The sequence below is a fragment of the Paracoccus chinensis genome, assembly GCF_900102885.1.
In the GTDB taxonomy this organism is placed as follows: Bacteria; Pseudomonadota; Alphaproteobacteria; order Rhodobacterales; family Rhodobacteraceae; genus Paracoccus; species Paracoccus chinensis.
Map to the genome: position 1 here is coordinate 121,583 of NZ_FNGE01000003.1, position 13,491 is coordinate 135,073.

The window sequence follows — 13,491 nt, forward strand, 5'->3', positions numbered from 1 at the left end:
CTTGGCCCCGCGTTGTTCATGCAGGTTGAAACAACGGAGGCCAGGCAATGAACTGGGATATCATCCAGGGCAGGTGGGACCAGCTGAAGGGTTCGGTGAAGCAGGAATGGGGTGACCTGACCGACGACGAGGTCACCCAGATCAACGGCGACCGCGACAAGCTGTCGGGCAAGCTGCAGGAACGCTATGGCTGGGCCAAGGCGGATGCGGACGAGAAGATGAACGACTTCATGCGCCGCCACGGCTGACGATATCTGCCGGGGAATGAGGAAGGGGCGCCGCGAGGCGCCCCTTCTGCGTTGAAGAAGCTCAGGCCGTGCGGCCCAGCAGCCGCTGACCGCCGCGCCACAAGGGCGCCAGGACGTTCGTGGACAGCGGGATCAGCAGAAGCCCCAGCGCCAGACCGAACAGCCCGTCGAAGAAGGCTGTCACCGCCCAACCGACAAAGCCCTGCGCCGTGGGGACGGCGTGCGCGGCGAACTCGGACCAGTGGTGGATCGTGTCGTACATCAAGCCGAAGCCAAGCTCATCAAGGCCATGCAGCACGATGTTGCCGCCCACCCACAACATTGCAGCGGTCCCGACGATGGTCAGCGTCTTCATGAAGCCCGGCATCGCCTTGACGATGGCGCGGCCGGCAGATTCCAGGAACCCCTCGCGCGTGCGGGCCAGCGAGACGCCGTAGTCGTCCGCCTTCACGATCAGCCCCACCGCGCCATAAACGGCGGCTGTGATCGCCACGGCCACGGCGAACAGCACAATGGCGCGCATGACGAGTCCCTGATCCGGGGGAATGGTGGAAAGCGCGATGGTCATGATCTCGGCCGACAGGATGAAGTCGGTCTTGATCGCGCCCTTCACCTTGGATTCCTCGAGCTGGCAGGGATCGCCGACCTCCTCGCCCTCGTAGCTGTCATGCCCGGGATGGGGGTTGAGCGCGTGCCAGACCTTTTCGGCCCCCTCGAAGCAGAGATAGGCGCCGCCGATCATCAGCAGCGGCGTGATCGCCCAAGGCGCCAGTTCCGACAGGATCAGCGCGATCGGCAGCAGGATCACGACCTTGTTGAAGATCGAGCCCTTGGCGATGCGCCACACGATCGGGATCTCGCGCCTGGCATCGAAGCCGTGGACGTATTTCGGCGTCACCGCCGCGTCGTCGATCACGGCGCCCGCGGCCTTCATCCCGGCCTTTGCGGACATCCCCGCCACGTCGTCCACCGATGCCGCCGCGACCTTGGCGATTCCCGCCACGTCATCCAGTAGTGCGATCAGCCCGCTCATTGCCGTTCCCTTGCCAGTGCGCTTGGTGGCGAACGCCAGCGGCGGGGTTTCGGTTCGATCAACGTGGAACAGCGGGACTTGGCCCCCCCTTTCATGAGGTGACACGCCTTGCACGCGGCCCAAGGATGTTCCATCACCGGCCGGATGGACCGATGGGGGACTGGGGCGATGGCTACTCTGGATCAGAACGCGAAACCGACCGAGGAAATCGACGTCCGCGACGTCTTCGGCCTGGACAGCGACATGAAGGTCAAGGGCTTCGCCGAGCGCACCGAACGGGTGCCGGAACTGGACCCCACCTACAAGTTCGACCCCGACACCACCTTGGCGATTCTGGCAGGCTTTGCCTATAACCGCCGGGTGATGATCCAGGGCTACCACGGCACCGGCAAATCCACGCATATCGAGCAGGTGGCCGCTCGCCTGAACTGGCCGACCGTGCGGGTGAACCTGGACAGCCACGTCAGCCGGATCGACCTGATCGGCAAGGACGCGATCAAGCTGGTGGACGGCAAGCAGGTCACCGTCTTCCACGAAGGCATCCTGCCCTGGGCGCTGCGCAACCCGACCGCCATCGTCTTCGACGAATATGACGCGGGCCGCGCGGACGTCATGTTCGTGATCCAGCGCGTGCTGGAGGCCGAAGGCAAGCTGACCCTTCTGGACCAGAACGAGGTCATCACCCCGAACCCCTATTTCCGCCTGTTCGCCACCGCGAACACCGTGGGCCTGGGCGACACGACCGGCCTTTACCACGGCACCCAGCAGATCAACCAGGGCCAGATGGACCGCTGGAACCTGGTGGCGACGCTGAACTACCTGTCGCATGACGCCGAGGTCGCCATCGTGCTGGCCAAGGTGCCGCAGATGAACACCGAAAAGGGCCGCAAATGCGTGGCGCAGATGGTGACGCTGGCGGACCTGACCCGCACCGCCTTCATGCAGGGCGACCTGTCCACGGTCATGTCGCCGCGCACGGTGATCTCCTGGGCGCAGAACAGCCGCATCTTCGACAACGTCGGCTATGCCTTCCGCCTGACCTTCCTGAACAAGTGCGACGAACTGGAACGCCAGACGGTCGCCGAGTTCTACCAGCGCCTGTTCGACGAGGAACTGCCGGAAAGCGCCGTGGCAAAGGCCGGGTGAGGGCGCGCGCCTTCCGCGCGTCCCGCACGGCGCGCGGCTCAGGCCTCGCGCGCGGCCTTGGTCGCCTTGGTCCACCAGACCAGTTCTTCCAGCATCGACTTCAGCGAACCTTGCAGCACGCCCTCGATCTCGCTCATGGGGGCGTTCTGGCCGCCGCTCCAGACCTTGAAGAACTCGGACCCGCCGATGTGGACGGCGTTGCGCAGCGGCACCATCTGCAGCTCGACCGCGACCTGCCGCAGATGTTCGAGCGAGCGGGCCCCGCCCATCGAGCCATAGGCCAGCGCGCCGACCGGCTTGCGGTTCCAGCCGACGTAGTCCTGGTCGAAGGCGTTCTTCACCGAGGCGGGCATCCCGTGGTTGTATTCCGCCAGAACGAACAGATAGCCGTCGAACTCGGCCACCTTCTGCTGCCAGCGCACGGCGCGCGGGTCCTGCGAGGGGACATAGGCGTTCGAGGCCGCCTCGTCGAAGAAGGGCAGGTCATAGTCGCGCAGGTCCACCAGCTCGAAGTCCAGCTCGGGATGGTCCTTGACCTTGTCCATCAGCCAGGCGGCGGGCTTGTCGGCGAAGCGGGCCTTGCGGGTCGAGCCGATGATGACGGCGATGCGGGGCTTGGCCATTATGGTCTCCATGATTAACTAGGTTTCCGAAAGATACTTCGGATCAGTTAGAGAGCGGGAAAAGGCCCCGCAAGAAGGCACCCTCATGAAACCATGCGACACCCATGACACCGGAACCTGCCAGCGCATCAGCGAGATGCTGTCGCGCATCGGCGACAAGTGGACGCTGCTGGTGGTCCGCGCCCTCGGACGCGGGCCGCGCCGGTTTTCCGCCCTGCGGCGCCAGCTGGGCAGCATTTCGCAGAAGATGCTGACCCGCACCCTGCGGAACCTGGAACGCGACGGACTGGTCATCCGCACGGTGACGCCGACCACGCCGCCGCAGGTGGAATATGCGCTGACCACGATGGGCAAGGACCTGTTCGGCCCCATCGCCGCGCTGGCCGACTGGACGATCACCCATGCTGACTGCATCGACGCAGCGCGGGCGGCCTATGACGGGCGCGAGGCGTCGATTCAGCGCGCCGCATAGTCCATCAGCGCCCGGAACAACTCGGGAGGCAGGTTCTGCGGATCGGTGATGGTGATGGTCGTCCCGGGCGGCAGGCTGGCCGGGTCCGCGGGGCCGGCACCGGGGCTGGGAGTGATCGGCGTGGCCGCCGCCATGTCGCGCGGCAGCACGGGCGCGACGCCTCCGCCGGGCGCGGCGGCAAGGGGCGGCATCTGCGGCATCCCTTCGGCACGGATCGGTCCCTGTTCGGCCAGGGAACGGGCCTGCGCGGCGGCCAGTGCCTCCTCCATCTCGCGGCTGCGGCGCGCTTCGATCTGGGCAAGCTGGGCATTCACCTGCGCCTGCACGTCCTGCTGCATCTTCGCGGTGACCGCGCCAAGCTGGGCGTTCACGGCCTCGACCCCCTTGGAAAAGCCCTTGCGATAGGCCTCGTTCAGGGCGGCGGTGCAGTCCTGCGCCAAGGCGGGCAGGGCGGGCAGTATCAGGGTCAGGGCCAAAAGGGTCGGGCGCATGGGAAGCCTTGTCTTGCGGAAACCTGCCCGGCGAACGCCCCGGTGCCGCAAAGGGTTCGCGCAAGGGCGCATGCGACTCATGGACACGGGGCGCAACCTGTCCGAAAACAGGCGCATGAAGAGATCCGACAACCCCGCCGATCCGTTCAAGAAAGCTCTGGCCGAGGCGACCCGCGCGCTGGCCGACGACCGCGAGCTGAACGTCACCTACAGCGCCGACCCCTCGGGCGTCGCGGGCGACACGATGCGCCTGCCGCAGGTCAGCCGGCGCATGACGCGGGACGAGATCGTGCAGGCACGCGGCACTGCGGACGCGCTGGCGATGAGGCTGCGCCACCACGACGACGCGACCCATGCCCGCTATGCGCCGACCGGCCCCATGGCGCGCGAGCTTTACGAGGCGATGGAAACCGCCCGCTGCGAGGCCCTTGGCGCGCGCGACATGCCGGGCGCGCTGTCGAACATCGACGCCAAGCTGGGCGCCGAGGCCGACCGCAAGGGCTATGGCCAGATCAAGGCGCCCGCCGATGCGCCGCTTTCGGTCGCAGCCGGTTATCTCGTGCGGCAGGCGGCGACGAACCGACCGCTTCCTTCCGCCGCGCAGCACGTGGCCGACCTGTGGCGCCCCTTCGTGGAACAGCAGGCGGGCGGCGCGATGGCCGACGTGAACGCCGCGCTGGCCGATCAGGCGGCCTTCGCGCGGCTGTCGCGCAAGGTCATCGCCGACCTCGGCTATGGCGACCAGTTGGGCGACGATCCCGACGAGCCGCAGCAGGACGATTCCGACGAGAACGCCGAGCAGGACGAGGAAGCCGGCGACAACCAGTCGCGCGAGCAGGAAGAAGGCGAGGACGCCGAGGCCAGCCCCGAGCAGAGCCAGGAGCGGACCCAGGACGAGCGGCAGGCGCAGGTGTCCCTGGATGACCAGTCCGACGAGGAACTGGTCGAGGACGCCGAGATGGCGGACAGTGAGATGCCGCCCGAACTGCCGCCGCCGGTGAGCGAGGCGAGCGCCGACTACAAGGTCTACACCCAGGCCTTCGACGAGGAGATCCGGGCCGAGGACCTGGCCGATCCGGCGGAACTCGAACGCCTGCGAGCTTATCTGGACAAGCAGCTGGAACCCCTGCGCGGGGCGGTCAGCCGGCTGGCCAACAAGCTGCAGCGCCGGTTGCAGGCCCAGCAGAACCGCAGCTGGGAGTTCGACAAGGAGGAAGGAACGCTTGATGCGGGCCGTCTGGCGCGGGTGGTGGCGAACCCGACGACTCCGCTGTCCTTCAAGTGGGAAAAGGACACCGAGTTCCGCGACACCGTCGTCACGATCCTGATCGACAACTCGGGATCCATGCGCGGGCGGCCGATCTCCATCGCCGCGATCTGCGCGGACGTGCTGGCGCGGACGCTGGAACGCTGTTCCGTCAAGGTGGAAATTCTCGGCTTCACCACCCGCGCCTGGAAGGGGGGGCAGAGCCGCGAGAAATGGCTTCAGGACGGCCGCCCTGCCACGCCGGGCCGCCTGAACGACCTGCGCCACATCATCTACAAGGGCGCCGATGCGCCTTGGCGGCGGGTGCGCCCGAACCTCGGGTTGATGATGAAGGAAGGGCTGCTGAAGGAGAACATCGACGGCGAGGCGCTGGAATGGGCGCACCGGCGGCTCGTGCGGCGGTCCGAGGCGCGGCGCATCCTGATGGTGATCTCGGACGGCGCGCCCGTGGACGATTCTACCCTGTCGGTGAACCCGGCGAGCTATCTGGAAAAGCATCTGCGCGACGTGATCGCCATGATCGAGCGGCGCGCCCAGGTCGAGCTGATCGCCATCGGCATCGGCCATGACGTGACGCGCTATTACCAGCGCGCGGTCACGATCACCGACGTGGACCAGTTGGCCGGCGCGATGACCGAGCAACTCGCCGGGCTGTTCGAAAGCGACCCGCGCAAGCGCGCGCGGGCTTTGGGCGGCGCGGCCCGGCGTTGAGCGACGGCCGCGGTCCCGCAGGGGCGCAGACGCGCCGGGCTGTCGCTGCGGTGACTCTGGCGCTCGTGCTGGCGCTGCCGGGCTGCGGGGTGGTGCCGATCCGGCTGGCCCCGGCCGTGCCCGCCGCTGCGCAACTGCAGGCCGAGCCCCCCGGCTATGCCCGCATCCGGGCCTTCGGGGACGAACTTGGCCCCAGCGGCGCCTCGTCCGACGACCTCGGGCGCGCGGCGCTTGCGCGGCTGCAGTCCAGCGAGCCGATCGACTTGCTGGCGCTGTCGGGCGGTGCCGATGCCGGGGCCTTCGGGGCGGGCGTGCTGAAGGGCTGGACCCAGCGCGGCGACCGGCCCGAGTTCGACTATGTCACCGGCGTCTCGACCGGCGCGCTGATCGCGGCGCTGGCCTTTCTGGGCCCACGTTACGACGACGCGCTGGAGCGTTTCTACACCCGCACCACCGCCAGCGACGTCTTCATCCTGCGGCCACTGGCGGCGCTGGCGGGCGCGCCGTCGATCGGGGACAGCGCGCCACTGCGCAACCAGATCAACCGGATCGTGACGCCCCGGATGGTGGCCGAGATCGCGGCCGAGCGCCGCAAGGGCCGGATGCTGCTGATCGGGACCACGAACCTCGACGCGCAGCGGCAGGTGATCTGGGACATCGGGCGGATCGCGGCCTCGGGCCAGCCGGACCGGGTGCAGCTGATCCGCGACATCCTGCTGGCCTCGGCCTCGGTGCCGGGTGCCTTTCCGCCCGTGACCATTGACGTGGTGGCGGACGGCCGGCACTATCAGGAACTGCACGTCGATGGCGGGGTCACGCGCGGCGTCTTCGCCTATCCGCCGGGCCTGCGGCTGCCGCCGCCCAAGGGGCCGCGCCGGATGTGGGTGATCCGCAACTCGAAGCTCGCGGCCGAATACGAGCCCACGCGGCAGGGAGTGGTTTCGATCGCAGAGCGCAGCCTGACCACGCTGATCAAGCACCAGTCCGTCGGCAACATCGCGGACATGCAGGCGCAGGCGCGGCGCGACGGCTTCGGCTTCAATGTGACCGCAGTGCCGCCGAACCTTGCGCTGCCGCCCTACAAGCCCTTCGACGCGGCCTACATGAACACGCTGTTCCAGGCGGGGCTGGCGACGGGCCGCTCGGCTCATGGCTGGGCGGACGATGCCGGGCCGCTCATGGGGCAGCACTGAAGGAAAGGAACCGGGCATGACCTGGCAGGAGTTTTCGGCCCCCTCGGACCCGGCGGCAAGCGGCCCGCGCCTGGCGGCGCTGAGGGCGCTGATGGCGCGCGAGGGGCTGGACGCCGTGATCGTGCCCCGCGCCGACGCTTGGCAAGGCGAATACGTGGCGGATGCGGATGCGCGGTTGCGCTGGCTCACGGGCTTTTCCGGCAGTGCCGGCTTCGCCATGGTCACGGCGTCGCAGGCAGGAGTCTTCATCGACGGCCGCTATCGCGTGCAGGTCCGGGCCGAGGTGGACCCGGCGCTTTTCACCCCGGTGCCCTGGCCCGAAACCACGGCCAGCGCCTGGCTGAAGCAGGCGCTGCCGGAGGGCGGCGTGCTGGGTTATGACCCTTGGCTGCATACCCGCGCCGAGATCGAGGCGCTGGAGAAGGGCCTTGCGGGCAGCGGCATCATCCTGCGCGCCATCCCGAACCCTGTCGATGCGATCTGGTCCGACCGGCCCGCGCCCCCCACGGGTGCCGCGCGCATCCATGACGCGGCAGTGGCAGGGGCGACCCCGGCCGAGCGACGTGCACAGATCGCCAAGGTGCTGTCCGAGGCGGGGCAGGGCGCGGCGGTGCTGACCCTGCCGGACTCGATTGCCTGGCTGCTGAACATCCGAGGCGCCGACATTCCCCGGAACCCGGTCGTGCAGGCTTTTGCCACGATAGATGCGCAGGGGCGTGTCGGGCTTTACGCCGATCCCGCCAAGTTCGACGCGCAGGTCCGCGCGCATCTGGGCAACGAGGTCACGATCTCGCCGCCGGATGGCTTCACGGCGGCTCTTGCCGCGCTCGACGGCCCGGTGCGGCTGGACGCCGACACCGCCCCCGAGGCCGTGTTCCGCGCCCTGGAGGAGGCGGGCGTCGAGATCGCCCGAGGCCGTGACCCCGTGGCACTTCCCAAGGCGCGCAAGACTCCCGCCGAGTTGGAGGGGATGCGCGCTGCCCATCGCCGCGACGCGGTGGCGATGATCCGGGCGCTGGCGTGGGTGGATGCGCAGGCGCCGGGCTGCATTACCGAGATCGACGTGGTCCGCACGCTGGAAGGCTTCCGGCGCGAGGCGGGGGCCATCGACATCAGCTTCGACACCATCTGCGGATCGGGCCCAAACGGCGCCATCATGCATTATCGCGTGACCGAGGCCACCAACCGAACGGTGGGCGAGGGCGAATTGCTGCTGCTGGATTCCGGCGCGCAGTTCCCGGACGGCACGACCGACATCACTCGGACCATCGCCATCGGCGAGCCGCCCGAGGCGGCGCGGGACGCCTATACCCGCGTGTTGCAGGGGATGATCGGTCTCAGCCGGCTGCGCTTTCCCAAGGGCCTTGCAGGCCGCGACATCGAGGCGGTGGCCCGCGCGCCGCTGTGGTCGGCGGGCATGGATTTCGACCACGGGACCGGGCACGGCGTGGGTGCGGCGCTTTGCGTTCACGAGGGACCGTTGCGGATCTCGCGCCGGTCCGAGCTGCCGCTGGAGCCCGGCATGATCTTTTCCAACGAGCCCGGTTATTACCGCGAGGGCGAATGGGGCATCCGCATCGAGAACCTGGTGGCCGTTGAGCCCGCCCACAGCCCTGACAGGCGCGAGATGCTGGGTTTCGAGACGCTGACGCTGGTTCCCATCGACAAGCGCCTGATCGAGATCGGGATGTTGAGCCGCGCCGAGATCGCCTGGCTTGACGCCTATCACGCGCGGGTGCGGGACGAGATCGGGCCTCTGGCGCCGGACGAGGTGCGGCCGTGGCTGGAGCAGGCGACCGCGCCCCTGTAGGGCGAGGTTGCTGGGGGCGCTGCCCCCGTCGCCTCTGGCGACTCCCCCGGGATATTTCCGGACAGAAGATCGGGCTTGAGGGCGCGGGGGCGCGCTGGCATCTTCCCTGCGCCTTCAAGGAGTCCGAAGATGCCCATTTCCGAAGCCGTCCTGTCCGAGTTGCGCGCCATCCTGGGCGACCGGCTTTCCACCGGTGAGTCCGATCGCGAGCTGCATGGCGCCTCGGAAACCTTCCACCGCGCGCCGCCGCCCGATGCCGTGGCCTTCCCACTGAACACGGGGGAAGTCTCGCGCGTGCTGAAGGTCTGCAACGACAACGGCGTGCCGGTGATCGGCTGGGGCACCGGCACTTCTCTGGAGGGACACGCGCTGGCCGTCCATGGCGGGCTGGTGGTCGACCTGATGCGCATGGATCGCGTGCTGGAGGTCCGGGCCGAGGATATGCTGGCCGTGGTCCAGCCCGGCGTGACGCGCGAGGCACTGAACACGGAACTGAGGGCCACCGGGCTGATGTTCCCCGTGGATCCAGGGGCCAATGCCTCGCTGGGGGGCATGGCTTCGACCCGGGCCAGCGGCACGACGGCAGTGCGCTATGGCACGATGCGGCAGAACATTCTGGCGCTGGAGGTCGTGCTGGCCGACGGGCGCGTGATCCGCACCGGCACCCGCGCCGCCAAGTCGAGCGCGGGCTATGACCTGACTGCGCTGATGGTGGGGTCCGAAGGCACCCTTGGCATCATCACCGAACTGACCCTGCGCCTGCACGGCCAGCCCGAGGACGTGGCCGCGGCCGTCTGCGCCTTCCCCTCGCTGACCGAGGCGGTGACCTGCGTGGCACAGACCATGCAGTTGGGCATCCCCATGGCGCGGATCGAGTTCATGGACCCGATGGCCATGCGCGCAATCAACCTGCAGATGGGCTCGGACTACCGCGAGGAGCCGCATCTGATGATCGAGTTCAACGGCTCGCCCGATGCGGTGCGCGCCAATGCCGAGGCTTTCGGCGAGATCGCGGCCGAGCACGGCGGGCAGAACTTCCAGTGGGCCTCGACGCTTGAGGAACGCAACCGCCTCTGGGCTGCGCGGCACAACAGCTACTGGGCCACGCTGAAGCTGCGTCCCGGCGCGACGGGTGTCGTCACCGACATCTGCGTGCCCATGTCCGAGCTTCCCGGCGCGGTGGCCGCCGCCGCCGCCGACATGGAGGAGGCGGGTATCCCCGGCAACATCGTGGGCCACGTCGGCGACGGCAACTTCCACACGCTGATGCTGGTCGAGCCCGGCAACACCGAGGAAATCACCACGGCTAAGCGCCTCGCCCGCCGCATGGCCGAGCGCGCGATCGCCGTCGGCGGCACGATCAGCGGCGAACATGGCATCGGCGTGGGCAAGCGCGACCTGATGCTGGACCAACATGGAGAGGCCTGCGCGGTCATGTCCGCGATCAAGCGGGCGCTTGATCCCAACAACATCATGAACCCCGGCAAGCTGCTGCCCGATTTCAACTGATCGGGCACCCCCGGCACGTCCTGACGGTTTCGTGAACAGGGCGTGCGTGGTGGCTTGCGGGCCGCAGGTGACTTTGTCCGGAATACGGTGAAATAGTCCGCCAAAAAGAAGCCAAAGAAACGGAATGAGGCGGACATGAAATCCTGGATCAAGGCGGCGGCGCTGCTCGCGGTTACGGCGCTGGCGGCTTGTGGCGGCGGGCCCACGCGGCAGGTGGTGACGGACATCAGCATCGGCTCGGGGCAGTCGGTGCAGGGCGGCTTCGTCGGGGGCGCGGTGCCGCTGCTGGGCGATACGGCGCCGCACGTCTGGACCAGCGGGCACCCCTACAACCACCAGGTCCACGGGGTGGACGTGTCCCGCTATCAGGGCAACGTGAACTGGCACCAGGCGCGGGGTGCAGGCATCAGCTTCGCCTTCATCAAGGCGACCGAGGGCGGGGACCACTCGGACCCCATGTTCCGCCGCTACTGGGCCGAGACGCGGGCCGCGGGCATCCCGCGGGGGGCGTATCACTTCTACTACTTCTGCCGCTCGGGCGCCGAGCAGGCGGCCTGGTTCATGGCCAACGTGCCCCGCGAGCGCGGCGCGCTGCCGCCGGTGATCGATCTCGAATGGAACCACCAGTCGCGCAACTGCCGCTACAAGCCCTCGGCCGAGGAGGTGCGGCGCGAGGTCAACATCATGATGTCGATGCTGCACCAGTATTACGGCCAGCGCCCGATCATCTACACCACGGTCGATTTCTACCGCGACACCGGGGTCCGTAGCGTGAATGCCGAGTTCTGGCTGCGCTCGGTCGCCGACCATCCGCGCGTCACCTATCCCGGCCAGCGGTGGAGCTTCTGGCAGTACACCGGCACCGGCACGGCGCCGGGCTTCACAGGCAACGTGGACCTGAACGCCTTTGCCGGCAACCGCGCCCAGTGGAACGGCTGGCTGTCGGCCCGGATGCAGCGCTGAGGGCCTGACTTGGCGCGCCCAGCCCTCGGGCGCGCCCTTCCGCCGGGCCAGGTTCCGGAATTTCTACGCAGGCGATTGCCTTGTGCCGTTCCGACCGGCTTGACTTGACTGCCGTCGCGGCGTTCATGCGGCACCGGACCACAAGAGGACGCGCCATGAACGCCTATCGCAGCCACACCTGCGGCCAGTTGACCGCCGCCGACGCCGGGAACACCGTGCGCCTGTCGGGCTGGGTGCATCGGGTGCGCGACCATGGGGGCGTGCTGTTCATCGACCTGCGCGACCATTACGGCATCACGCAGGTGATCGCCGACAGCGACTCTCCGGCGTTTTCCACGCTGGAGAAACTGCGGGCCGAGACGGTGATCCGCATCGACGGCAAGGTAAAGCTGCGCGACGCTTCGCTGGTGAACCCCAAGCTGTCCACCGGCGAGATCGAGGTCTATGCGACCGACGTCGAGGTGCTAGGCGCCTCGGACGACCTGCCGCTGCCGGTCTTCGGCGACCAGGACTACCCCGAAGAAACGCGGCTGGCCTATCGCTTCCTCGACCTGCGCCGCGAGTCCCTGCACAACAACATCATGCTGCGGTCGCGCGTCATCAAGTGGCTGCGCGACGCCATGTGGGACGCGGGCTTCACCGAGTTCCAGACGCCGATCATCACGGCCTCGTCGCCCGAGGGGGCGCGCGACTTCCTCGTGCCCTCGCGCCTGCATCCGGGCAAGTTCTATGCGCTGCCGCAGGCGCCCCAGCAGTTCAAGCAGCTGATCATGGTCGCGGGCTTCGACCGCTATTTCCAGATCGCGCCCTGCTTCCGTGACGAGGACCCGCGCGCCGACCGCTCACCCACCGACTTCTACCAGCTCGACGTTGAGATGTCCTTCGTCGAGCAGAAGGACGTCTTCGCCGCCGTCCAGCCGGTGATCCAGGGCCTGTTCGAGACATTCGGCAACGGCCGCCGCGTGGACTCGAACTGGCCGCTGATCCCGTATGTCGAGTCGCTGAAGAAATACGGCACCGACAAGCCCGACCTTCGCAACCCCATCGAGATGGTGGACGTCAGCGAGCACTTCCGCGGCTCGGGCTTCGGCATCTTCGCCAAGCTCTTGGAGCAGGAGGGCACCGAGGTCCGCGCCATTCCGGCGCCGACGGGCGGCAGCCGCAAGTTCGCCGACCGGATGAACGCCTTTGCTCAGCAGCAGGGGCTGCCGGGGATGGGCTACATCTTCTGGCGCAAGGATGACGCGGGCGCGACCGAGGCCGCCGGTCCCATCGCCAAGGCGCTTGGCCCCGAGAAGACCGAAGCCATCCGCGCGGCGCTGAACCTCAAGGAAGGCGACGCGGTGTTCTTCCTCGGCGGCAAGCCCTCGGACTTCGAGGCGGTCGCGGGCCGGGCGCGGACCGAGATCGGGCGCGAGCTGGGCCTCATCGACGAGAACCAGTTCAAGTTCGCCTGGATCGTCGATTTCCCGATGTACGAGAAAACCGACGACGGCAGGATCGACTTCAGCCACAACCCCTTCTCGATGCCGCAGGGCGGGATGGAGGCGCTGAACGGCGATCCGCTCAAGGTCCATGCCTACCAGTATGACCTCGCCTGCAACGGGTATGAGCTGATCTCGGGCGGCATCCGCAACCATACGCCCGAGATCATGTTCAAGGCCTTCGAGATCGCCGGTTATGGTCGCGACGAGGTCGAGAAGCGCTTCGGCGGCATGGTCAAGGCCTTCCGCTATGGCGCGCCGCCCCACGGCGGCTGCGCGGCGGGCATCGACCGGATCGTGATGCTGCTGGCGGACGAGCAGAACATCCGCGAGGTCATCATGTTCCCGATGAACCAGCGGGCCGAGGATCTGATGATGGGCGCGCCCAGCGAGCCCACCAACGAGCAGTTGCGCGAGTTGCGGCTGCGCGTGCTGCCCAAGGACGCCTGAGCGGCATCCCGCCGTCAGCAAAGCGTGAAATGCCTGCCGCCGCCGCCCATGGAACAAGGGGCGGCGGCGCGCGTTTGCGCCACGTGGCAAA

General features: G+C 68.1%; 12 protein-coding genes. 9 read left to right on the forward strand and 3 right to left on the reverse strand.

Features of this window, described 5'->3' with window-relative positions:
- The first annotated feature begins 47 nt into the window (after positions 1-47).
- Positions 48-248 carry a CsbD family protein gene (locus tag BLQ03_RS04330; RefSeq protein WP_090753330.1) on the forward strand — a complete coding sequence of 67 codons (201 nt, stop codon included), beginning with the start codon at positions 48-50 and terminating at the stop codon, positions 246-248.
- Between the two features lie 61 nt (positions 249-309).
- Here the strand turns inward: BLQ03_RS04330 and BLQ03_RS04335 are convergent, their stop codons facing one another.
- Positions 310-1,281 (reverse strand): DUF808 domain-containing protein, encoded by a 972-nt coding sequence (locus BLQ03_RS04335; RefSeq protein WP_090753331.1) that lies wholly within the window; start codon positions 1,279-1,281, stop codon positions 310-312.
- A 168-nt stretch (positions 1,282-1,449) separates the two neighbouring features.
- Between BLQ03_RS04335 and cobS the strand changes: the two genes are divergently transcribed.
- A complete protein-coding gene (cobS, locus tag BLQ03_RS04340; RefSeq protein ID WP_090753333.1) occupies positions 1,450-2,427 on the forward strand; it encodes a cobaltochelatase subunit CobS in 978 nt (325 codons plus the stop codon).
- A gap of 38 nt (positions 2,428-2,465) precedes the next feature.
- Here cobS and BLQ03_RS04345 read toward each other — a convergent pair whose 3' ends face one another.
- Positions 2,466-3,050 carry an NADPH-dependent FMN reductase gene (locus tag BLQ03_RS04345; protein ID WP_090753335.1) on the reverse strand — a complete coding sequence of 195 codons (585 nt, stop codon included), beginning with the start codon at positions 3,048-3,050 and terminating at the stop codon, positions 2,466-2,468.
- 85 nt (positions 3,051-3,135) lie between these two features.
- Here BLQ03_RS04345 and BLQ03_RS04350 point away from each other — a divergent pair, with 85 nt between their 5' ends.
- Positions 3,136-3,522: a winged helix-turn-helix transcriptional regulator gene (locus BLQ03_RS04350; protein WP_090753337.1), complete on the forward strand. Its 387-nt coding sequence runs from the start codon at positions 3,136-3,138 to the stop codon at positions 3,520-3,522.
- Here BLQ03_RS04350 and BLQ03_RS04355 read toward each other — a convergent pair.
- Positions 3,507-4,013, reverse strand: a complete 507-nt coding sequence (locus BLQ03_RS04355) for a lysozyme inhibitor LprI family protein (RefSeq protein WP_090753339.1) — start codon at positions 4,011-4,013, stop codon at positions 3,507-3,509. The two genes, BLQ03_RS04350 and BLQ03_RS04355, sit on opposite strands and share 16 nt — an antisense overlap.
- 115 nt (positions 4,014-4,128) lie before the next feature.
- Between BLQ03_RS04355 and cobT the strand changes: the two genes are divergently transcribed.
- The 6 genes from cobT to aspS all read left to right on the forward strand — a co-directional run bounded on the left by cobT (position 4,129) and on the right by aspS (position 13,400).
- The gene (gene cobT, locus BLQ03_RS04360; protein ID WP_090753687.1) at positions 4,129-5,991 is read left to right on the forward strand and encodes a cobaltochelatase subunit CobT; all 1,863 of its coding nucleotides are present in this window, start codon (positions 4,129-4,131) and stop codon (positions 5,989-5,991) included.
- On the forward strand, positions 5,988-7,184 hold the full coding sequence (locus BLQ03_RS04365) for a patatin-like phospholipase family protein (RefSeq protein WP_090753341.1): 1,197 nt from the start codon (positions 5,988-5,990) through the stop codon (positions 7,182-7,184). The genes cobT and BLQ03_RS04365 overlap by 4 nt, the downstream gene beginning before the upstream one ends.
- A gap of 16 nt (positions 7,185-7,200) precedes the next feature.
- A complete protein-coding gene (locus BLQ03_RS04370; RefSeq protein WP_090753343.1) occupies positions 7,201-8,994 on the forward strand; it encodes an aminopeptidase P family protein in 1,794 nt (597 codons plus the stop codon).
- A gap of 129 nt (positions 8,995-9,123) precedes the next feature.
- Positions 9,124-10,503 (forward strand): FAD-binding oxidoreductase, encoded by a 1,380-nt coding sequence (locus BLQ03_RS04375; RefSeq protein WP_090753346.1) that lies wholly within the window; start codon positions 9,124-9,126, stop codon positions 10,501-10,503.
- A 135-nt stretch (positions 10,504-10,638) separates the two neighbouring features.
- Positions 10,639-11,466 (forward strand): glycoside hydrolase family 25 protein, encoded by an 828-nt coding sequence (locus BLQ03_RS04380; RefSeq protein ID WP_090753348.1) that lies wholly within the window; start codon positions 10,639-10,641, stop codon positions 11,464-11,466.
- A 155-nt stretch (positions 11,467-11,621) separates the two neighbouring features.
- Positions 11,622-13,400, forward strand: a complete 1,779-nt coding sequence (aspS, locus tag BLQ03_RS04385; RefSeq protein WP_090753350.1) for an aspartate--tRNA ligase — start codon at positions 11,622-11,624, stop codon at positions 13,398-13,400.
- Positions 13,401-13,491: the final 91 nt, after the last annotated feature.

Coding starts and splice junctions, on each gene's coding strand:
- BLQ03_RS04345 (WP_090753335.1), bottom strand. CDS start 3,050: ATGGCCAAGCCCCGCATCGCCGTCATCATCGGCTCGACCCGCAAGGCC.
- cobT (WP_090753687.1), top strand. CDS start 4,129: ATGAAGAGATCCGACAACCCCGCCGATCCGTTCAAGAAAGCTCTGGCC.
- BLQ03_RS04380 (WP_090753348.1), top strand. CDS start 10,639: ATGAAATCCTGGATCAAGGCGGCGGCGCTGCTCGCGGTTACGGCGCTG.
- BLQ03_RS04375 (WP_090753346.1), top strand. CDS start 9,124: ATGCCCATTTCCGAAGCCGTCCTGTCCGAGTTGCGCGCCATCCTGGGC.
- aspS (WP_090753350.1), top strand. CDS start 11,622: ATGAACGCCTATCGCAGCCACACCTGCGGCCAGTTGACCGCCGCCGAC.
- BLQ03_RS04335 (WP_090753331.1), bottom strand. CDS start 1,281: ATGAGCGGGCTGATCGCACTACTGGATGACGTGGCGGGAATCGCCAAG.
- BLQ03_RS04350 (WP_090753337.1), top strand. CDS start 3,136: ATGAAACCATGCGACACCCATGACACCGGAACCTGCCAGCGCATCAGC.
- BLQ03_RS04370 (WP_090753343.1), top strand. CDS start 7,201: ATGACCTGGCAGGAGTTTTCGGCCCCCTCGGACCCGGCGGCAAGCGGC.
- BLQ03_RS04330 (WP_090753330.1), top strand. CDS start 48: ATGAACTGGGATATCATCCAGGGCAGGTGGGACCAGCTGAAGGGTTCG.
- BLQ03_RS04355 (WP_090753339.1), bottom strand. CDS start 4,013: ATGCGCCCGACCCTTTTGGCCCTGACCCTGATACTGCCCGCCCTGCCC.
- cobS (WP_090753333.1), top strand. CDS start 1,450: ATGGCTACTCTGGATCAGAACGCGAAACCGACCGAGGAAATCGACGTC.